Genomic DNA, 18,873 nt, shown 5'->3' with positions numbered 1-18,873 from the left:
TTTGTTGTTGACCATGACTCCTTTGGCTAAGATAAGTCACTGTAGCAACTTCCGCTTCTGGCACAAAGCGAACATTCCTTGACGTCCTGTCAGGGAAACCCACCTGGACGTTCAGGTGATTCTGTCGATTATAGTCATAAAAAAGCCGCCCCGGAGGGACGGCTATAAACTCGCCAGTAAACAAGCTGATTTTACCGCTTACGCGTTTCTGTCGTTGCGGTGTTCGCTGACCCACTGCGCCTTTACAGTTTATCGCTTATGAATCCATGAGCCTTAAATGTCCTGACAAAATCCTCATAGCGCGCAATCATCACCCCCGATGTTTCACGCACATTTTGCTGATGAAAGCGGAAGTTAGCCTCCGATTCAACACTATTACTCTTCCAGTCATGGGGAAGGCTTAGCATCAATGGCTTTCTGTTCGGGTAATCAACACTCATAAACGGTAGCGTACTATCTACATATGCGGTCATAGCGTCCAAAAAAGCGTCTTTCGCACCATTCACTTCAGTATTGAATAACCGATACTTTTCACCGCTAAATTTTTCAGCTTTTTCAATGTTTAAGCAAACATCTTGCCGTATACCGCTCAGGTAGCTCTGCTCAACCCATTGAGTAGTATCCTCATAAGGCAGCAATTCAAGGATCTGGTCGATGATCTTCAGATCATGTTCATCTTGCTTTTTTTTTACAGGGTCCTCAGCAGATTCATTGGATGTGTGGTAAACGTTGGTGGTCTGATTAATATCCCGCCCGGCCTGGTTCACATCACCCTCGGTTTTCTTTGCCTTCTGTTTAATGTTGTTTTGCTGTCTGATTCTATATGTAACACCGCCCCCAATACCAAACAGTGCCAGTACGCCGACTAATAAGCTAAGATAAGTAGCTGCGTCTGCACCAAAATGTGCATTAAGCCATTCAGTCATTTGAACTATGTCCTTACAGTGTGAGTAAGGATTATAATAACAGAGCTAACTTGTGCAGAAACGAAAAAAGGCAGGGGAGGTAACCCCCCTGCCTTTAATCAAGTTCCTCCATCCCTTACGGGCGTCCGGTCAGTTGCTTTATGGCAACCAGACCAGCTAGCATTATCTGCATCACCAGTAAGACTGTTGTTAGCGTTATCACTTCGACGTCTCCTCTTCCAGGAGAGCGCCACACGTAGTAAGTGCTTTTGGTTCTACCCGTCCCCCTCACTCCGCATACCATTAGTTAGCAGGTACAAGCAGTACTCTTTTGTGTGGTAAGCAAACAGGACAGCACTGGACTGACGCCTTGAGCTTTAATATTTCCTTCCGATCCATACAACTAGGTCTGTTAAAAGCCCCTAGGACGAATTCTACAGAGATGGCTATGGTGCAGGTTTCGGCTATAGGGCTCTTTGATGTAATCGAGGGTCATAACGTTGGCAATGTCTGCTCCTGGCACGAAGCGGATCTCGTTTAGTCCTGGGCTACACAAGGTCCTTTGTGTATTAATCTAAAATTCAAAATAATTTCAGATAGATATTATCTCTGTGAATCCCCGCTTTCCTGACTGGAACTCGGGGTTTTTTATTTTTCACGCTGAGACTACTGTATGAATAAACCTGACGGCCTTCAGGCCCTTGAACAACCGCTCGCGTCGCTTCCGCACACGCTTCGCCAGCTTATTCTTGAACGTATCCAGAACCTGACCCATTACGAGCCGGTAATTGGCATCATGGGCAAAAGTGGTACAGGTAAATCCTCTCTTTGCAACGAACTTTTCCGGGGTGAGGTGTCCCCGGTGAGTGATGTGAACGCCTGTACTCGCGACGTACTGCGCTTCCGGTTGCGCAGCGGTCGTCACAGTCTGGTGATTGTCGATTTACCGGGGGTTGGTGAAAACGGGCGGCGGGATCAAGAATACCGTGCCCTGTACCGTCGAATCCTGCCGGAACTGGATCTGGTGTTGTGGGTCATTAAGGCCGATGATCGGGCACTAACCGTGGACGAGCAGTCCTGGCACGGTGTGATGCAACCTTACAGGCAAAAGGTACTGTTTGTGATTAACCAGGCCGACAAAATCGAACCCTGTCATGAATGGGATACCCTCACCAGCAAACCTTCAACACACCAACAGGGAAATCTTAAAGCGAAGCAGGCTGCGATTATGGCGATGTTTAAACCGCATCATCCGGTCTGTGCGGTGTCCGCCAGCACTGGATGGGGCATTGAGGATATGGTGGCAACCATGATGCGCTGTCTGCCTGACCGCGCCACCAGTCCGGTGGTGACACAACTGCACGGGAGACTCTGCACAGAGCCGGTAAAGTCGCAGGCCCGTGACAGTTTCGGTGACGCTGTGGGTTGTGTTTTCGATACGGCTGAGTCATCGTCATTCCTGCCTGCGCCACTGAAAACGGTGATTCGAACCGTGCGGGAAGCCGTGGTAACCGTTGCCCGTGCCGTCTGGGACTGGATTTTCTTATGACAAACCGCTTATGGCGGACACTCCCTGTCCTTGCTGCGCTCAATTAATGAGCAACTAACCCATCGATTAGGCGCAAAGCCGCATCATGGCTGAAATCCACATACTGAAAAAATACGCCTTCCCATGTCCATACCCTGTCCGGCCCCTTCGTTACACTAATCACTTAATTTTCAGCCTGTTAACAGGATGGAGAAAATCTAATGTCCCAGACTGAGCGTCGCCATGAGCGGCTGGCGGTTCGGCTGTCCCTCATTATCAGTCGCCTTGTTGCTGGCGAAACACTGGATATGGGCCTTCTTGCAGCAGAGTTTGGTGTATCGATCCGCACCCTCCGCCGGGATTTTCGTGAGCGACTGATGTACCTGGATCTGGAATATCGCGACGGCACCTGTCGTCTGCTCTCTGGTAGTCATCAACGCGAACTGGCTGTACTGACTTTTGCTCGTCAGTCAGGCGTGGAGGCCCTGTTTCCTGACATGGATAACCACATGGTCAGTTCCCTGTTAAGTGGACCCGGTGAGTCTCCTTGTCTCATATGGGCAGAGTCAGAGTCATTGTCGCCACCCAGGCCAGGCATATTTACACGCCTTGTAAGGGCCATATCAGAGCGTCGTCGCGTGACGCTGCTGGCTGAAGGTTGTCGTTGCTCAGGGCTTGCACCATACCGCCTCGTACTCTGCGGCGGGCACTGGTATCTGACTGGAGAGCACCATCATCGAGTGGCGGTGTTTCCGCTGAATGATATCCATGCAGTTACCTTGCACCCGGAACTGTTCGTGCCCAACCTTCAGATTCGCAACGTTCTCACCGAACCGGAATTCCTCAGAGCTCTTCCCCATTTTCACGTTTTTCACTCACTGCTCGCCAGAACCGGCGACGGTCTTTTACCTCATAAGGAATCATGATGAAGAAAATACTGACTACAACGGTGCTGGCCGTCAGTCTCTGCGCAGGCGCTACCTTTCCGGCGTCTGCTGAAACTGTCGTGGGTACCGTCAAATTCTGGCAGTACATGCAGGCGGATGGCTGGAAATCAGCAGATGGCATGGACAACGACGCGCTGAACAATACGCTCTATCAGGCCAGTGTGATTGGCAATTATCCCTGGACCAGGCAATTCCTGCTGCGTCAGCGTGGTGGCGGTGTATATTTTCTCGCCGATAAGAAAACGCATACCGTGCGCAAGCTGAATCTGAAACCTGCCAGCGGTTATTACTCCGATCTGACCTCGGTCTATCAGAGTGAAGACCAGGGGAAAGGGTGTTACTTCACTATCATCGACACCCAGTATCAGCTGGGGCTGGCTGATGTACCTCACAGCAACCAGGTGCTTGCCGCATTCCCGGAAAACTGTGTCAACAAACAGCAGCAAGCTGCCCTGGCGGCGAAGCGTTCTGCCTCAGAGCAGAAACTGCAGCAGTGGGTAGCTCAACAGAGTCTGGCAGAGTTGTGCCGGAGCACCGGCAATTGCTGAAGCCAAGGAACGGACGATTAATAAGGAATCTGCACCATGAAGAAATTGTATCGACCTGTTCTCACTGTTTTGATGGTTATCGGTGCCATGGGGGTTTCTGGCTGCGACCGCAAGGAAGATGCGGGTGTGAAAACGATAGCAAGTTTTAAGGACCTGACTCCGCCACCGTTCAGCAAGGTTGTCTCGCATAAATCCGATATTGCCCAGGAATGGGTAAAGAAGGATGCTTTCGGCACACCGCAATATACGGTGATGAAAACCAACCAGTCGCCGGAAGGCTGTGAGTCAGGCAATTATTACTACATTGCGGATATGCAGCAGAAAACGGTGCAGCCTCTGATTGCTGCCCTGTGTCTTGCGGACAATATCACCCTGAGCTTCCGGATTGAAACCGACAGCTACACGGGTGAAAAATCGGTGGTGTATTCGCACGATGGCAAGGAAATGGGGAAACTCTATCTGCCGGAGAATCAGGAGAAAAATCCATGAAGAAGCTGAAAGGCGTTATCTCAGTTTTCGCTCTGAGCCTTTGTTTGCTTTCACCGGCTCAGGCCGAAGAACAGCGTTACATCAGCATCCGCAACACAGACATGGTCTGGGTGCCGGGCAATGTCTGCGTGTGGCAGTTTCGCCTGGACAACGGCGGCAGTGGTGAGGGGTTTGGGCCTCTGACGCTCTCCCTACGTCTGAAAGACAAAGGGGGAAACACGCTGGTTAAGGGGAATATGGCGGTGGCTGCATTTGGTGAGAGCGATGCGACTCGCTCTCAGGAAGCCTCGCTGGAGAACGAATGCGTGGAAAACGTCAGCTCTGTCGAAATCATGAAGGCAACGGAAGAGCGTAATGGTTACCAGATTGACCTGCCACTGTCTGTTTTCGACCCGCAGTATTACCAACCGCTGCAAGTCACGGTTGTCGGAGGTAAGGCGTCTTAGCCAATTCTTTACCCGTTTGATTCAGCCCCTGTCGCTTATGCCACAGGGGCTTTTTGTTTTAAGGAGCCTGTATGCCTGAACTCACTGAACTACCAGAGGGACCGTTTTCGCGCCAGCAGGCAGAGGCGGTTGCGGCTCAATATTCCAACATTGCTATAGAGGACGACCAGGGTACGCATTTCCGTCTGGTTATCCGTCATGAGCGTTGCATGGTTTGGCGAGCCTGGAACTTTGAGCCGGATGCCGGTTACTGGCTGAACCGGTATATCACTCGTTATGGCATCCGCAAATTTCCTGCATAACCACCACCAGCACATCACCGATACAAACAAAGTCAGGGCACACCTCTTTCGGGAAGTGTGGCCTTTTATCTTTTTACCCACTGCATAAGGAGTTACCCATGCGATTAGCCAGCCGCTTTGGCCGTATAAACCAGATACGACGTGACCGGCCTCTAACCTACGAAGAGCTGATGAGTCATGTCCCCAGCGTGTTCGGGAGTGACAAACATGAATCTCGTTCAGACATGTACACCTACATCCCGACCATCACCATCCTTGAAAGCCTGCAGCGTGAAGGCTTTGAGCCGTTCTTTGCCTGCCAGACGAAGGTTCGGGACCAGAGCAAGCGGGAGTACACCAAACACATGCTTCGCCTGCGTCGTGCCGGTCAACTGTCAGGACATCAGGTGCCGGAAATCATTCTACTTAACAGCCATGACGGCTCATCAAGCTACCAGATGTTGCCGGGGCTATTTCGAGGCGTCTGTACCAATGGTCTGGTCTGCGGCCAGTCATTCGGAGAAGTGCGGGTACCGCATAAAGGCAATGTCGTCGAGAAGGTGATTGAAGGGGCTTACGAAGTGCTCGGGGTCTTTGACCGGGTGGAGGTGAAGCGCGATGCGATGCAGTCACTGGCGCTGCCAGCCCCGGCCCGTCACGCGCTGGCGAATGCCGCGCTGAAATATCGCTTTGGCGAAGACCACCAGCCGGTCACGGTATCGTAGCTGCTGACTCCGCGTCGTCGGGAGGACTACGGCGATGACCTGTGGACTGTCTACCAGCGCGTGCAGGAGAACCTGATGAAAGGAGGTCTGTCAGGGCGAACCGCACAGGGGAAAAGCAGCCGCACCCGTGCCGTTACCGGCATTGACGGCGATGTGAAGCTCAATCGCGCCCTGTGGGTTATGGCAGAAAACATGCTCGAATTTTTCGGGCGTTAAACAACAGTTCCGGTATAAGGAGATAGTTTAATGAATACAAAAAATCATCAGTTCGAGGAGCATACCGTAATTACTGCCTCAGCGGTCCCTGACGAGTTACGCATTGGCTTCTGGCCACAGCACTTTGGCACCATCCCGCAATGGATAACGCTTGAGCCCCAAATCTTTGCCTGGATGGATCGGCTGTGTTCCGATTACCAAGGTGGTATCTGGCGCTTTTCGACACTCAGCAACCGCGGCGCTTTTATGGCTCCCGAGTCAGATCACGATGAGAAGTGGACATTGTTCAACAGCATGAACGGCAATGGCGCAGAGCTTACCAGTGAAGCTGCAGGGATGGTCGCCTGTCTGATGACTTACAATCACCACGCCTGTCGCACCGAGTGTGACGCGATGACTGAGCACTATTATCGCTTACGCGACTACGTGCTGAACCATCCAGAGTGCAGCGCCATTATGCATCTCATCGACTGAGGGATACCGAACATGAATACCGCATTATCCCCGCTGTCATCTCAGCCTGAACTCTTTCCACTGGCGATTATGACCCAGCATGGTTGTTTGCTCCCCGCGACCTCCGGATTAACCCCCTATGCCCAACGCACCATTCGCCGGGCTATCAATCTGCTGGATAAATATCTGCGCCACCCCGGTATATCCTTTACCTCCAGTACTGCTGCCCGTGACTGGCTTCGGTTACATCTGGCAGGACAAGAACGGGAAGTGTTTATGGTGCTCTATCTCGATAACCAGCATCGTTTACTGGAGAGTGAAACGCTATTTGCCGGTTCGATTAACCATGTGCAAGTCCATCCCCGTGAGGTAGTGAAATCAGCGCTTCGCTTCAATGCTGCAGCTGTCGTACTGGCGCATAACCATCCATCCGGTGACCCGGAGCCCAGCCAATGCGACCGCAACATTACGGGCAGGCTTAAAGAAGTGCTGGCACTGGTTGATGTGAACACGCTCGATCATCTGGTCATCGGTTCAGAGGGCATTGTGTCGTTCGCAGAGCGAGGCTGGATATGAAAATCATCAGCAAACGCCAGGCAATGACCCTGTACCGGCAACATCCTGGATCCCGACTGTTTCGCTTCAGTACGGGCAAATATAAATGGTCAGGTAGTATCTGCCATTATGCTGGCCGCGAGGTGGAGGACATACGCGGCGTTCTGGCCGTGTTTGCTGAACGTTGTCAGGACCGCAATGGCCCCTATGTCATTCTTCGAAGCGTTACTCTCAATTAATCCTTCACTTTAATCAGGAATAATAATGAACAATCACTCAGAATCCGGTGCCATACTTGAGAATTCCCCCTGCCAGCAGTGGGGGCTAAAGAGTACGATCACACCCTGTTTTGGAGCTCGGCTGGTGCAAGAAGGCGACCGCCTGCATTTTCTCGCTGACCGCGCCGGGTTTAACGGTGCTTTCAGTGACGAGCATGCGTTGCGCCTCGACCAGGCCTTTCCGTTAATACTCAAGCAGCTGGAGCTGATGCTCACCAGCGGAGAGCTCAACCCTAGGCACCCGCACAGCGTCACGCTTTACCACAACGGACTCACCTGCGAAGCCGACACACTCGGCTCCTGTGGCTATGTCTTCATTGCTATCTATCCTGAGCATACTGAGCCGCAGTAACTCACCGCTTATCCCCTTAACTTCATAGAGTAAACCTCATGCAAACCATATCATCACACCCGACACGGGCGGCTCAGCCCTGCCTGTCACCCGTTGAAATCTGGCAGTTGCTGCTGACTCATCTGTTATCGCAGCACTATGGCCTGACGCTGAATGACACACCGTTCAGTGATGAAGCCATCATCCAGGAACATATTGATGCAGGAATATCGCTTAGCGATGCGGTAAACTTTCTTGTCGAAAAATATGAACTGGTAAGAATTGACTGCGATGGTTGCTCTGTCATGGAGAAGTCACCGTTTATCACCAGTATCGATATTCTACGTGCCCGGAAAGCCTCCGGTCTGATGAAACGCAACAGTCACAAAACTGTTACCAGGGTAACGGCAGGTCAACATCAGGAGCTATAAGCTATGGGCAGTCAATTAATGTTGATATCGACAACATTGATACAATGCTGTCCAATGTAGGGAAAGCTAACAGTAACCAGATGATGAGGAGTTCGCGAAGGCTAAAGCCAGCTTCTCATCTTTATCTGTATCATCTACTCATAGGGGGATTTTGTTCAGTTGGCTTTGCCCTGATTCGAGTCCCGAATCCAATGAATTAATGTGTTGGTATCTGCGTTGGTACACATAAAATTAGTTTGTTTTTATTGGTTTTAATTCAAGGAGTTAATTTTAATGTGCGAGTCCGGCCTTCGCACTCACCCCCTATACACCTCCCTCCGATGCCATTCCACAAACCCTTCCCCTGGATAATTCCCTTTCACCATCGGCAGTGCTATCTGCTTCCCGGCGAAATCCCAGAACAGTCTTCCCACAATCCCATTCCCGTTGCCATTTACCGCCTCAGACACCAGAACCCGCAAACTGTCATCCAGCCCAATCGATCCCTTATCAAACGCTTTATGATGAATTGCACACAGTGCCAGCCCGTTCGGGATTTCACACGGCCCGCCAAACTGTTTCCATTTGATATGCGCGGCTTCAAGCGCAACGGAGGTGTTATCATGTCGCATGTTGAATCCGCAGATTGCACATTCATAGTTATAGGCGCGAAGCACCTGCTGACGAAACAACGGATCGCGAACCTTACGGATCTGTTGAATATCAAAACCCATCTCATCTGCGATCTCTTCCTGGATGCTTTCCGGGAAATGCGCCTCAAGGATCTTCTGTGCCAGCGAGCCGATCAGCTTCTTGTTCTTTCTCAGTAGCGCATAGTGTTCTTCATCAAAACCGCCAGCGACCTTATGTTCAACAAGCTCTTTTACCGGTGGCTGTTTGCTGCCAGTGGTGGAACAGAGTTCACTGTTCTCAAGATCCCAGAATCCATCCCCTTTGAGCCGCCAGAAGGGCATGTTTGGGTAATGTTCTTTCCTGTCTGGACCAAAGCGTTCTAACAGGCTTAGCAGTTGAGCATGTACCTCGGTACCGTAGTCAAACAGACGTGCATGCCCCTGCTGATAGTTTGCCAGCACGTACAGAAGCAATAAGGGTTTATGCGGCGCACGTTGTTCGCCCTTGCGCCAGATGGTGATGTTGGCAATTGCCTGTTCGAGTGTTTTGCTGGAAGCCATCGCGTTACGGAAGAAGGTAAATAATTGCGATGATGCTCGCAAAACCCAGACCAATCAACCCACAACGAACAAAAACATGGCCTTAGCGCACACAACACTATTTCCTGAATCCCCCTCGCAAATTCCAAATTTACCCCACGCCAAACCGCTGTATTTATATTCAGCCTGGTATAATACGCATCAGAAATAACGCCGAACGGCAGAGTAAGTTTCACAGGAATTATTTACGAAGAGACGCGATATGAAGGTGCTGCAACACCCCCATACCGCTAACCACAACAACTACTGAGGAGTTGAAAATGGCTGCGCCGAATTTTAAGCCAGAGTTTACGGTTTGCAAAACAGAATCAGATGCTTTCACCGGCATGATTGAAAACCGCGAGCTGGTACGCAAAAACAGCACCCGCCGTCTTCACGGCAACCAGACCAGTGTCGCGCCTGTTCACCCCCGCGCAGAAACGCCGGAAGCAAGTTCCGCCTGCTGTGAACTCTATGCCCGGATAGATAATAAATATCTTCCGCTGGGGGGAGACTGGCTAACCCGGGCAGGGTTTATCAGCGGTATGCCGGTTAAAATCCGGGTGATGAAAGACTGTATTGTGATCACGCCGCAGCATACAAGAGAATTATGGGGATGCCTGGAAGGGATGAGTGTGGTGAATATCAATAAACAAAAAGTCTCTCAGTGGTTAAAAACATTTCCGGGGGCGTTAAATGATACGGGCGATATCCCGGTGATTAAACGCGGGTGAACGTGACGGAATCCGCGTTCATATTATCCTGAGCCGCCTTAATACCTGATGCGTGAAGGCGGTATAGTCGTTAAGGCTATACCGCCTGTTTCAGGCTATCGGGCAATCAACGCAAACACCCCCCAGCCAAAGTACTCTCGTGTGTAGGTGACGTGGCGTTTGGGCGCAATTGTCAGCTCCGCGCGAACTTCTTGTGCAAAGTCATCGTCAGGGTTTTCCGCCAGCCAGCGACGCAGGGTCATCCATTTCGCCGCTTCGTATCTGTCCCAGCCTTCCTGGTCTGCCAGGACCATTTCCACCAGGTCATAGCCCTGGGCGTCGAACGAGGCGACCAGGTCGGGCAGGGTGAGAAAGTCTGCGATGGACGAGACGCCGCAGGCCTGGGCTATCTCATCGCTCGCAGGAACCTGACGCCAGTAGGGTTCACCGATGAGTATCATCCCGCCAGGCCGGAGGCTTTTTGCCAGCAGCGCCATTGTTCCGGCGACGCCGCCGGCAATCCAGGTGGCGCCTACGCAGGCCGCCACATCACATTTTTCATCTGCGACGTATCCGGCCGCGTCGTCATGAATAAAACGCACGTGATCGCTGACGCCGAGTTCGTCAGCACGGCGCGTTGCCTGTTCGGTGAAAAGTCGGCTCATGTCGATGCCGGTGCCGGTAATGCCATGATCGCGCGCCCAGGTGCAGAGCATCTCCCCCGAGCCGCTGCCGAGATCGAGAATGCGCGTGCCTGGCTTCATGCGTAACACGCGGCCCAGCGTGGCGTACTTTTCCGGGGTGAACGGGTTATGAATGCGGTGTTCGCTTTCGCTGACGGTAAAAATACGTGGGATATCCATCATCCTCTCCTTAACGATTATCTGGCTGGGCACGAACGCTGTTCAGCCCGGTCGTGTTAATGCGGTAGGGCTGACCGTTGACGGATTTGATCAGCTTTTTGGTTTTGAGTTTTTTGAAGACGGCGAGCGTGCAGTCGGCGAGCAACAGCCCTTCGCGGGTGTAGCATTCAACGGCGGTGACGCGGCCTGAGCTATCGCGGACGTGCGCAATACGTCCACCTTTGGCGAGAACGTGTAAGGTACGTTGTTCCTGACGGGATAAATTCATACTGGAAAACCTGTTTAATCATCATGTGCAAAACGTGCAAACACACCGCGGTGTCCGCATTCGATTTCGGCGCATTGATAATCAGTCCGGCCTGAAAGGTCGGGGAGCTGATTATCGGATGATGACATTCTCCAGCATCAAAGCCTCGGGTTGAGTTGAGAGGTATTTACGGGGTGAATAATATCACCTGTTTATTTTAAGGGAATGGTCGGGTGGGAAAAGTGTGATCCAGGTGGAAGCTCAGGCAGCGCCATCAACGGATCGTAGAACCGAATGGCGCGATGTAAATCAGCTGAGATCGTGTAGCGCTTTATCCATGGCCGGAGCGAGACTGAAATCACTAAACTCGACGGCTAAGCCGCTGCGTTCGGGCGTGCAGCACATGACACCGACTTTCACTGGCCCCGACGGGAAATGGCATAAACGCAGCAAAGGCCACGACAGCCCGTCTGCTGAGTACTGTAACCGCAACGCGTCTCCCTTGCGGGTCAGGCGAAGCCAGAACTCCCGGGGGTTACCCGGGAAGATACCGGTTGCCCAGTCGGAGGCCTGTAACGTCAGTACGCTGCCAATGGCCGGCGCGCCATCATTGTATTCAATCCCGGCCTTGAGCCAGTGTTGCTCGTCCGACATCAGCATGATTCCCGCCTGGTCATAGAGCGTGCTGAAATCAGCACGTATGTTAGTCTGAAACGTGAAATCACCTGCCGCGTCAGTCGCGTAGATGTGGCCCGAGAAACGCTCGAATCCGTACCACGTATGGCGCCAGAAATCGGTGTGGTCGTCTGTCACGACCGATAACGTGTTGTTCTCGCTATGCCATTTGGCGGGTTCGTTTATCCAGTAAAATTCGTTTTGCATAATGTCCCCAGTTGACTGTCAAAAGGTCGTCGGTATGCGGCCTCTCTTGCTCAACAGGATTCGCGCCTGAGCCAGGGGCTCTCGACCAGCACCTTATCCCGATGGGTGTCGCCATTGATAATGTGCAGGGTACTTAAGCGCCCAATCTCATAATGCGGCAGCTGGACCGTGGATAGCGGGGGTAAAAACAAATTTCCGATGCCGACAAGATTATCGTAGCCAAGAACGGCAATATCCTGTGGGATTCGGATACCCTGCGTTAACAGCGTCTGATACACCATGAAGGCAATACGGTCGTTACCACAGATGACCGAATCAAATTGCGGTTTCCCCTGAACGATATGCGCCAGCAGCATCTCCGGAATATCCCGGTAGTGCTCATCGCCAAATTGCATATAGCAGTGCTCAAGCGTATCAGGATCGATACCGGCTTCACGGCAGGCGCGATCAAGTCCCTGACGGCGGCGACGCGTCGCCAGATGGTTGACAGGTAAATGCAGGCAGAGAGGGCGGCTGTATCCCGCCGCCAGCAAGGCCTGTACGGCCGTATACTGGCCTTGCTCATCGTCAGGTATATAGCTGGCAACCGGTTCTCCCGTGTTCTCGCAGTTGGCCAGAACGCAAGGGTGCTCCAGTAGCCGGGGAGGGATGCTCACTTCACGCAGCCCCATGGTGGTGAAAATGATCCCCCCGGGCCGGTGGGCGAGCAGCAGGTCGACAATATCGTCAGGATTATCATCGGTAAACATATTCACCACGAAGCTGTTCCAGCCGTACGCGCGTGCGGTTTCTTCGATAGACAGCGTGATTTCTACCGAAAAAGGGGTGGTGACGGTATCCAGCGCCAGTACGCCGATGGTTTTGTTCCGGGAGCCGACACGACGAACCTGCCGGGCTGAGAGGTCAGGCACGTAATTTAACTGCAGGATCGCCTCCTGCACCCGGGACAGGGTTTCAGGCTTTACGCGTTTCGGGTCATTGAGCACCCGGGAAACCGTCATGAGCGATACATTGGCCAGTTTGGCCACATCTTTTAAAGACGCCATAGCTTTCCATTATCTGAATGCATTCGACCCGGTAAGGTGTTGTGAGCCAATGCGAATGTCCTATTCTAGGCACCGACACCCAGGGTTACGCAAGTCACACTCAAAAGTTTGAGCGCGATCTCAACACATTAATGTTAACGTTAACTTTTGTGATTAACATCGAGTATCACATCAAAACCGAGTGTACGCCTGAAATGTTAACGTTACCATCTTAGCATATCCTTCTTGCGAGATTACGTAGATGAAAAAACGGCCTACTCGAAGTTACATGCTGCTCAGCGCTCTGCTGTTCTTTTTCTTTGTGACCTGGTCCTCATCAAGTTCACTTCTCTCAATCTGGCTTCACCAGGAAGTGGGGCTAAAGGCATCGGAAACCGGCATTATTTTTTCCGTGTTATCCGTCTCCGCGCTCTTCGCGCAGGTCTGTTATGGCTTTATCCAGGACCGACTCGGTCTGCGCAAACATTTGTTATGGTTTATCACGGCGTTGTTGATCCTCTCCGGCCCGGCTTATCTGCTTTTTAGCTACCTGCTGAGCGTTAATATTCTGCTGGGCAGCGTATTCGGGGGCTTGTTTATCGGCCTGACGTTTAATGGTGGTATCGGCGTTCTGGAGTCCTATACCGAGCGCGTTGCGCGTCAGAGTACCTTTGAGTTTGGGCGGGCACGCATGTGGGGGTCTCTGGGCTGGGCGGTCGCCACGTTTTTTGCCGGGTTACTGTTTAATATCAACCCTGACCTTAACTTCCTGGTGGCCTCTTGCTCAGGGTTAATCTTCTTCTGTCTGCTGGCCCGCTTAAAGGTGGCCGCGCCGGCAAGCATGGAGAAACTCGAAATTGGCGCTAAAAAAGTATCTCTGGAAGACGCCCTGCGTCTGCTGACTCTGCCGCGCTTCTGGGCACTGATATTCTTCGTGGTCGGAACCTGCATTTACGGCGTATACGATCAGCAATTCCCGGTCTATTTCTCGTCACAGTTCCCGACATTACGAGAAGGGAACGAGATGTTTGGCTATTTAAACTCTTTCCAGGTCTTTCTCGAGGCCGCGGGTATGTTTTGTGCGCCGTGGCTGGTTAATCGCATTGGCGCTAAAAATGGCCTGATATTCGCTGGTATGGTGATGGCGCTGCGCATGATTGCTTCCGGGCTGGTGGAAGGCCCCTTGCTTATCTCCATTACCAAACTGCTTCACGCGGTCGAACTGCCAATATTGTTAGTCGCCATATTTAAATACAACAGCCTGAATTTCGACAAACGTCTCTCCTCCACCATTTATCTGGTGGGATTTGCCTGCACCAGCTCCGTCATTGGCACCGTCTTGTCCCCGCTGGCAGGCTTTAGCTATGAGAGATTTGGCTTCGCCCAATCCTATCTGATCATGGGCATCATGGTGTTCAGCACCACGTTTATTTCCATTTTCCTTTTGCGCTCAACAAAATCCTCATCTGAGCCATCTTTTCTGCAGCAAAACGCTGTGTAATGTACTGAGAGTAAAGACGATGACATCCTTATTAGAACAGGCTGAACAGGTGCTTGAAAAAGCACAATCGGGGATTAATCCGCGCTGGTATCCGCGCTATCACCTCGCCCCTCGCGCAGGCTGGATGAATGATCCTAATGGCCTGGTATGGTTTGACGGCTGGTATCACGCCTTTTATCAACATCATCCCTATTCTCCGAAATGGGGGCCGATGCACTGGGGGCACGCCCGAAGCAAAGATCTGGTGCATTGGGAACATCTGCCCGTCGCGCTAGCGCCGGAAGGTCCGGCGGACAAAGACGGCTGTTTCTCCGGCTCCGCCGTGGTGGACGGTGATACGCTGGCGCTCATCTACACCGGACATAAATTTCACGGCCCGTCGGACACAGACGACAACCTCTACCAGGTGCAGTGTCTGGCGACCAGTCGTGACGGCATCCATTTTGAACGGCACGGCAGGGTGATTGATACACCGCCCGGACTGCATCACTTTCGCGATCCGAAGGTGTGGCGTGAAGGTGAGTTCTGGTACATGGTTGTCGGCTCCCGCGTAGAGAATACCGGCCAGGTGCGCCTGTACCGTTCCACCGATCTCCGCGAATGGCATGACGACGGTATTTTCGCCGAGGCTGATGAAGGCAAGGGCTTTATGTGGGAATGCCCGGATTTCTTCACCCTGGGAGAGAAGCGTGTCCTGATGTTCTCGCCGCAGGGCATAGCGGCGGAAGGGTATCACTATCGCAACCTGTTCCAGAGTGGCTATTTACTTGGTGACTGGCAGCCAGGTCAACCGTTCACCCACAGCGGACAATTTACTGAGCTGGACCACGGTCACGACTTTTATGCCCCGCAGAGTTTCGTGACCCCGGATGGCCGACGCATTGTCATCGGGTGGCTGGATATGTGGGAATCACCGATGCCCGAACAGCAGGATGGCTGGGCCGGAATGCTCTCGCTTCCACGCGAATTAAGCCTTGTCGATGGCCGGGTGAGAATGAAACCGGCTGCCGAAGTGACCGCGCTGCGTGGCAGCTATTATCCCACGCCCGTCCGCTGCCTGAACAATCAGAACGTCCTTGTCGCGGCAGATGCCGACGCGGTCGAAGTACAGCTGGCATGGGATTTGAGCGCATCGACGGCTGAACAGTTTGGTGTCGCGTTGGGCGACGGGCTGAGAATTTACGTCGACGATCAGGCCGGGCGTCTGGTGGTGGAGCGTCGCTATCCGCAATATTCGCTGGAAGGCACGCGCAGTATTCCGCTACCAGCAGACAGCGTTCTGTCACTGCGAATTTTTATTGACCGCTCATCGGTGGAAGTTTTTGTTAACGATGGTGACGCTTGCTTAAGCAGTCGTATTTATCCGCAGCCGGGCGAGCGCGATATTTCATTGTTTGCACATCAGGGTGTGGCCTCATTATACGATGCGGGATACTGGTCTTTAGATAAATAATTCTCCGTTCCGACCTGTTTCTTGCAGGGTGAGTTTTTATTTCTGCCAGTCTCTGGCTGGCATGTTATTGTCTGGAATAATGAGAGAGCAAAATGGATGAAAGCGTAATACCTCAAAATTGCATTACCTCGAAAGATAAAAACATATTTGTTCCAGGAAAACAGACGCTGGCATTAATGGTGACATTAGCGGCATTTCCTGCCATTGCTGAAGACGTTACAGGAAACTATCAAAGCTATTTTCAGGATGAATCAGACACCAACGGTACGAGTGTATCATCAGCCAATAACGGTAATGAACAATCGTCCCTTCGTGCTTCGTCTTCTCCGGTTGCTGCAGGTCAAAAACCTGAACTCACGACCTCGTCAAAGCCCGTGACGTTATCGGCGCAAACGGAGAATAAAAAAGCTGAAGTGAAAAAGCGTCCTAAAGGGGATAACCCCGAAGACGTCAGTCTGTTGCGTTTAAGGCAGGAAGATCCGCCGGTTCACTGGAACAGTATCGGTCGTAACATGGAAGTGGGTGGCCTGCACGGAAACATCGGGTCTCAGATAGAAATTGACGATGTTCGCTGGAGCAATAATAAGAAAAACAGCGGCAAGTTTAAACTCGCCACCATTCAGGCTTTTTTAAGGCACGATGAATTGCCTAACTGGTATTTCGGTTTCTGGAATGCCAGAGAAGACAGTTATAAAGGACAGTTCAGTAATCAGGACTATCAAGGCACCAATACCATCAATGAATTTTTTGTGGGCCATATTTTCGAAACCTGGCGAGGTAATATCGGTACGGAAGTTATGGTCGGCTCCGAAACGGCAACGAAACGCTGGAAAAACCGGTTTAAGATCTGGCAGGACCTGCGACTGTCCAGCAAATGGAGCCTGGCCGGATACGCGTATGGCGAATACCAGCCTCAGGGGAACGAACCGGGGAATGGCGATCTGGAACAGTACATTTTCGAAATTGAGCCAGCCATTCAATACCGCGTGAATCCGGATCTCGGACTCTATTTGCGACCCTATTATTATCATAACCGCCAGGAGCGTCAGAGCTGGGGCGATATTGTCGAAGAAGAATGGAAAGTCACGGCCGGACTCTGGCGAAACTGGTATCCATTATTAACCTCCCTGTATGTTGGATTTGGCCAGGACAAAATAGATAACGCCAGCAATGCCAGCGAAGTTTTCTATGACGGTCGGTATAAGTTTATCGGTGGCACGCTAAGTTATCCGGTATTTGGTGAAGTGCGATTATACGGTGAATTCAAAGCACAATTTACGAAAGAAACCGGGCTTTGGACATCGACCGGTCACTCATGGAACCCGTTTACCGTGGTTGGCGTGAATTATAACTTCTGACATTCAGGTGTAGCATGAAAAAATTAATAGTTGCGGCATCTGTCGCGCTGCTTGCGCTTTCACTCGGCAATAATCCTGCCTGGGCGCAGCCTTCGAAAGAAACATTACAGAATAAAAGTATCACCCATATTAATGGCTTTTTCCCGCGGGTTGACGGTTCATTTGTGGGCGACCCTATGCCCGTGTTTAACGATGGCAAATTTGATATTTATTATCTTAATGATGTCCGCGGCGGCAGCGATCTGGGGGTACATGCTTTTCATCTCTTGTCGAGTGCCAACTTGTATGATTATCAGAACCATTCCGAAGTGATCCCCTACGTTAACGACGTTGACGATCCTGAACTGTTATTGGGAACCGGTTCGATTATTAAAGTCGGCGATACCTGGCATGCCTGGTACACCGCACACAATGAAAATGTGTTCCCGGTTGAGTCTATTATGCACGCGACCAGTAAGGACCGCCTTCACTGGGTGAAACACCCGCAGGACACCATTTTGCCCGGCGGTAACTATCGGGGTAATGATTTCCGGGACCCTCACGTCGTTTGGGTTGAGGAAAAGAAAGAATACTGGATGTTAATTACTACCCGCAGTAACGGTCGTGGGGTTATTGCCCGGTATAGTTCAACGGATTTAACGCACTGGGAAGATCGCGGCGTATTTTTTGATAACGACACCATCACCAGCAATGCCAACCTCGAATGCCCGACACTGGTTTACTTCAACGGACGCTGGTATCTCAGCTTTAGCGACCAATGGCCGTTACGCCTGACACAATACCGGGTTGCGGATAATCCGGAGGGGCCGTGGCGGAAACTGGGCAATTATGTGGTCGACGGCTCAGGTTTTTACGCGGGGAAACTGGTTCTCAAAAACGATCGGCTGTTTGTTTTCGGCTGGATCCCGACGAAAGCCGGTAACCGTGACAGCGGCAACATTGACTGGGCAGGGAATCTGGTTGCACATGAGCTCACCGCAGATGATCAGGGCCAGCTCAACAGCATCCTGCCCCAGGAGCTTCAGAAGGTCATCAGTGAGAATCCTGGTCCGGTAACCACCTTAACGAGCACCAAAACGCTTAAAACGGCCACGTCGTTCGGCCCCTTACAGTCGGCGCTGTACCCGGCCTTGCCTGAACGCGGTGAGTTGAGCGCAACCATCGATGTTCCTTCTGCCGGAATGGTGATGAGCTTTAGTCTGACCGACGACAGAGTCAGTGATGCGATGCTGAACGTTGTGTTCAATAAGAGCAAAGGAAAAGTCTATTTTTTCAACGCGCCGCTCGCGTCGATTCATCAGGCTAACGCGGAATCCTGGGTAGATGTTCCGATCGGGGAAAAAATTGAGTTACGCGTTCTCATTCAAAACTCAATTGCTGTCTTTTATATAAACAATAAAGCGGCATTCAGTACCCGGATGTATTCCATGCAGGAGAAGCCGTGGAGTATTAGCCTGCCTCAAAACGACCATTTTCACGCGACGTTGAAAATAAAAGAAATGATTTAA

General features: G+C 51.7%; 22 protein-coding genes and 1 pseudogene. 17 read left to right on the top strand and 6 right to left on the bottom strand.

The window, feature by feature from the left end; genetic code table 11:
- Positions 1-242 precede the first annotated feature (242 nt).
- The gene (locus tag QRN24_RS13235; protein ID WP_169330394.1) at positions 243-926 is read right to left on the bottom strand and encodes a hypothetical protein; all 684 of its coding nucleotides are present in this window, start codon (positions 924-926) and stop codon (positions 243-245) included.
- 652 nt (positions 927-1,578) lie between these two features.
- Between QRN24_RS13235 and QRN24_RS13230 the strand changes: the two genes are divergently transcribed.
- From QRN24_RS13230 to QRN24_RS13175, 12 genes and pseudogenes are all read left to right on the top strand, one after another.
- Positions 1,579-2,454, top strand: a complete 876-nt coding sequence (locus QRN24_RS13230; RefSeq protein WP_169330393.1) for a GTPase family protein — start codon at positions 1,579-1,581, stop codon at positions 2,452-2,454.
- Positions 2,455-2,654: 200 nt separating this feature from the next.
- A complete protein-coding gene (locus QRN24_RS13225; RefSeq protein WP_169330392.1) occupies positions 2,655-3,359 on the top strand; it encodes a helix-turn-helix transcriptional regulator in 705 nt (234 codons plus the stop codon).
- Positions 3,359-3,928 (top strand): hypothetical protein, encoded by a 570-nt coding sequence (locus QRN24_RS13220; RefSeq protein ID WP_169330504.1) that lies wholly within the window; start codon positions 3,359-3,361, stop codon positions 3,926-3,928. Before QRN24_RS13225 ends, QRN24_RS13220 begins: the two co-directional genes overlap by 1 nt.
- Before the next feature lie 36 nt (positions 3,929-3,964).
- Positions 3,965-4,417: a YfjS/YafY family lipoprotein gene (locus QRN24_RS13215; protein WP_000737933.1), complete on the top strand. Its 453-nt coding sequence runs from the start codon at positions 3,965-3,967 to the stop codon at positions 4,415-4,417.
- The gene (locus QRN24_RS13210; RefSeq protein WP_000734140.1) at positions 4,414-4,863 is read left to right on the top strand and encodes an IrmA family protein; all 450 of its coding nucleotides are present in this window, start codon (positions 4,414-4,416) and stop codon (positions 4,861-4,863) included. Before QRN24_RS13215 ends, QRN24_RS13210 begins: the two co-directional genes overlap by 4 nt.
- A 71-nt stretch (positions 4,864-4,934) precedes the next feature.
- Positions 4,935-5,165 (top strand): DUF905 domain-containing protein, encoded by a 231-nt coding sequence (locus tag QRN24_RS13205; protein WP_063925496.1) that lies wholly within the window; start codon positions 4,935-4,937, stop codon positions 5,163-5,165.
- Positions 5,166-5,263: 98 nt separating this feature from the next.
- A pseudogene (locus tag QRN24_RS13200) lies at positions 5,264-6,085 on the top strand (DUF932 domain-containing protein).
- A gap of 30 nt (positions 6,086-6,115) precedes the next feature.
- The gene (locus QRN24_RS13195; RefSeq protein ID WP_001093282.1) at positions 6,116-6,559 is read left to right on the top strand and encodes an antirestriction protein; all 444 of its coding nucleotides are present in this window, start codon (positions 6,116-6,118) and stop codon (positions 6,557-6,559) included.
- 12 nt (positions 6,560-6,571) lie between these two features.
- On the top strand, positions 6,572-7,114 hold the full coding sequence (radC, locus tag QRN24_RS13190; protein ID WP_284942786.1) for a RadC family protein: 543 nt from the start codon (positions 6,572-6,574) through the stop codon (positions 7,112-7,114).
- Positions 7,111-7,332 (top strand): DUF987 family protein, encoded by a 222-nt coding sequence (locus QRN24_RS13185; protein WP_063963757.1) that lies wholly within the window; start codon positions 7,111-7,113, stop codon positions 7,330-7,332. Before radC ends, QRN24_RS13185 begins: the two co-directional genes overlap by 4 nt.
- Before the next feature lie 25 nt (positions 7,333-7,357).
- Complete coding sequence (locus QRN24_RS13180) at positions 7,358-7,723, top strand: type IV toxin-antitoxin system YeeU family antitoxin (RefSeq protein WP_169330389.1); 366 nt, start codon at positions 7,358-7,360, stop codon at positions 7,721-7,723.
- A 38-nt stretch (positions 7,724-7,761) separates the two neighbouring features.
- Positions 7,762-8,133: a TA system toxin CbtA family protein gene (locus QRN24_RS13175; RefSeq protein WP_284942785.1), complete on the top strand. Its 372-nt coding sequence runs from the start codon at positions 7,762-7,764 to the stop codon at positions 8,131-8,133.
- 296 nt (positions 8,134-8,429) lie between these two features.
- Here the strand turns inward: QRN24_RS13175 and QRN24_RS13170 are convergent, their stop codons facing one another.
- Positions 8,430-9,305: a phosphorothioated DNA-binding restriction endonuclease gene (locus QRN24_RS13170; RefSeq protein ID WP_014168429.1), complete on the bottom strand. Its 876-nt coding sequence runs from the start codon at positions 9,303-9,305 to the stop codon at positions 8,430-8,432.
- 299 nt (positions 9,306-9,604) lie between these two features.
- Here QRN24_RS13170 and QRN24_RS13165 point away from each other — a divergent pair, with 299 nt between their 5' ends.
- Entirely contained in the window at positions 9,605-10,057 is a 453-nt protein-coding gene (locus QRN24_RS13165) for a SymE family type I addiction module toxin (RefSeq protein ID WP_284942784.1), read from the top strand.
- A 95-nt stretch (positions 10,058-10,152) separates the two neighbouring features.
- On the opposite strand, the gene QRN24_RS13160 is transcribed toward QRN24_RS13165, so the two are convergent.
- The 4 genes from QRN24_RS13160 to QRN24_RS13145 all read right to left on the bottom strand — a co-directional run bounded on the left by QRN24_RS13160 (position 10,153) and on the right by QRN24_RS13145 (position 13,074).
- Positions 10,153-10,899 carry an SAM-dependent methyltransferase gene (locus QRN24_RS13160; protein WP_284942783.1) on the bottom strand — a complete coding sequence of 249 codons (747 nt, stop codon included), beginning with the start codon at positions 10,897-10,899 and terminating at the stop codon, positions 10,153-10,155.
- Positions 10,900-10,909: 10 nt separating this feature from the next.
- Positions 10,910-11,167, bottom strand: a complete 258-nt coding sequence (locus tag QRN24_RS13155; protein ID WP_284942782.1) for a YjhX family toxin — start codon at positions 11,165-11,167, stop codon at positions 10,910-10,912.
- A 288-nt stretch (positions 11,168-11,455) separates the two neighbouring features.
- Complete coding sequence (locus tag QRN24_RS13150) at positions 11,456-12,028, bottom strand: DUF1349 domain-containing protein (protein WP_020885350.1); 573 nt, start codon at positions 12,026-12,028, stop codon at positions 11,456-11,458.
- A gap of 50 nt (positions 12,029-12,078) precedes the next feature.
- Positions 12,079-13,074, bottom strand: a complete 996-nt coding sequence (locus tag QRN24_RS13145) for a LacI family DNA-binding transcriptional regulator (RefSeq protein WP_044859407.1) — start codon at positions 13,072-13,074, stop codon at positions 12,079-12,081.
- A 241-nt stretch (positions 13,075-13,315) separates the two neighbouring features.
- On the opposite strand from QRN24_RS13145, the gene QRN24_RS13140 reads away from it, so the two are divergent.
- From QRN24_RS13140 to QRN24_RS13125, 4 genes are all read left to right on the top strand, one after another.
- Positions 13,316-14,554: an MFS transporter gene (locus QRN24_RS13140; RefSeq protein ID WP_014168436.1), complete on the top strand. Its 1,239-nt coding sequence runs from the start codon at positions 13,316-13,318 to the stop codon at positions 14,552-14,554.
- Between the two features lie 19 nt (positions 14,555-14,573).
- A complete protein-coding gene (locus tag QRN24_RS13135) occupies positions 14,574-16,007 on the top strand; it encodes a glycoside hydrolase family 32 protein (RefSeq protein ID WP_284942781.1) in 1,434 nt (477 codons plus the stop codon).
- Between the two features lie 92 nt (positions 16,008-16,099).
- Entirely contained in the window at positions 16,100-17,365 is a 1,266-nt protein-coding gene (locus tag QRN24_RS13130; RefSeq protein WP_284942780.1) for an OmpG porin family protein, read from the top strand.
- A gap of 14 nt (positions 17,366-17,379) precedes the next feature.
- A complete protein-coding gene (locus QRN24_RS13125) occupies positions 17,380-18,873 on the top strand; it encodes a glycoside hydrolase family 32 protein (RefSeq protein ID WP_284942779.1) in 1,494 nt (497 codons plus the stop codon).

Origin of the sequence: Enterobacter sp. MEB024 (assembly GCF_030209635.1) — a bacterium.
In the GTDB taxonomy this organism is placed as follows: domain Bacteria; phylum Pseudomonadota; class Gammaproteobacteria; order Enterobacterales; family Enterobacteriaceae; genus Enterobacter; species Enterobacter ludwigii.
Note: the sequence above shows the minus strand (reverse complement) of the source record. Positions and strands in the feature narration are given on the sequence as shown.

Excerpts from the sequence above, each read along its gene's own strand:
- QRN24_RS13235 (WP_169330394.1), bottom strand. The coding sequence starts at position 926 with ATGACTGAATGGCTTAATGCACATTTTGGTGCAGACGCAGCTACTTAT.
- QRN24_RS13230 (WP_169330393.1), top strand. The coding sequence starts at position 1,579 with ATGAATAAACCTGACGGCCTTCAGGCCCTTGAACAACCGCTCGCGTCG.
- QRN24_RS13225 (WP_169330392.1), top strand. The coding sequence starts at position 2,655 with ATGTCCCAGACTGAGCGTCGCCATGAGCGGCTGGCGGTTCGGCTGTCC.
- QRN24_RS13220 (WP_169330504.1), top strand. The coding sequence starts at position 3,359 with ATGAAGAAAATACTGACTACAACGGTGCTGGCCGTCAGTCTCTGCGCA.
- QRN24_RS13215 (WP_000737933.1), top strand. The coding sequence starts at position 3,965 with ATGAAGAAATTGTATCGACCTGTTCTCACTGTTTTGATGGTTATCGGT.
- QRN24_RS13210 (WP_000734140.1), top strand. The coding sequence starts at position 4,414 with ATGAAGAAGCTGAAAGGCGTTATCTCAGTTTTCGCTCTGAGCCTTTGT.
- QRN24_RS13205 (WP_063925496.1), top strand. The coding sequence starts at position 4,935 with ATGCCTGAACTCACTGAACTACCAGAGGGACCGTTTTCGCGCCAGCAG.
- QRN24_RS13195 (WP_001093282.1), top strand. The coding sequence starts at position 6,116 with ATGAATACAAAAAATCATCAGTTCGAGGAGCATACCGTAATTACTGCC.
- radC (WP_284942786.1), top strand. The coding sequence starts at position 6,572 with ATGAATACCGCATTATCCCCGCTGTCATCTCAGCCTGAACTCTTTCCA.
- QRN24_RS13185 (WP_063963757.1), top strand. The coding sequence starts at position 7,111 with ATGAAAATCATCAGCAAACGCCAGGCAATGACCCTGTACCGGCAACAT.
- QRN24_RS13180 (WP_169330389.1), top strand. The coding sequence starts at position 7,358 with ATGAACAATCACTCAGAATCCGGTGCCATACTTGAGAATTCCCCCTGC.
- QRN24_RS13175 (WP_284942785.1), top strand. The coding sequence starts at position 7,762 with ATGCAAACCATATCATCACACCCGACACGGGCGGCTCAGCCCTGCCTG.
- QRN24_RS13170 (WP_014168429.1), bottom strand. The coding sequence starts at position 9,305 with ATGGCTTCCAGCAAAACACTCGAACAGGCAATTGCCAACATCACCATC.
- QRN24_RS13165 (WP_284942784.1), top strand. The coding sequence starts at position 9,605 with ATGGCTGCGCCGAATTTTAAGCCAGAGTTTACGGTTTGCAAAACAGAA.
- QRN24_RS13160 (WP_284942783.1), bottom strand. The coding sequence starts at position 10,899 with ATGGATATCCCACGTATTTTTACCGTCAGCGAAAGCGAACACCGCATT.
- QRN24_RS13155 (WP_284942782.1), bottom strand. The coding sequence starts at position 11,167 with ATGAATTTATCCCGTCAGGAACAACGTACCTTACACGTTCTCGCCAAA.
- QRN24_RS13150 (WP_020885350.1), bottom strand. The coding sequence starts at position 12,028 with ATGCAAAACGAATTTTACTGGATAAACGAACCCGCCAAATGGCATAGC.
- QRN24_RS13145 (WP_044859407.1), bottom strand. The coding sequence starts at position 13,074 with ATGGCGTCTTTAAAAGATGTGGCCAAACTGGCCAATGTATCGCTCATG.
- QRN24_RS13140 (WP_014168436.1), top strand. The coding sequence starts at position 13,316 with ATGAAAAAACGGCCTACTCGAAGTTACATGCTGCTCAGCGCTCTGCTG.
- QRN24_RS13135 (WP_284942781.1), top strand. The coding sequence starts at position 14,574 with ATGACATCCTTATTAGAACAGGCTGAACAGGTGCTTGAAAAAGCACAA.
- QRN24_RS13130 (WP_284942780.1), top strand. The coding sequence starts at position 16,100 with ATGGATGAAAGCGTAATACCTCAAAATTGCATTACCTCGAAAGATAAA.
- QRN24_RS13125 (WP_284942779.1), top strand. The coding sequence starts at position 17,380 with ATGAAAAAATTAATAGTTGCGGCATCTGTCGCGCTGCTTGCGCTTTCA.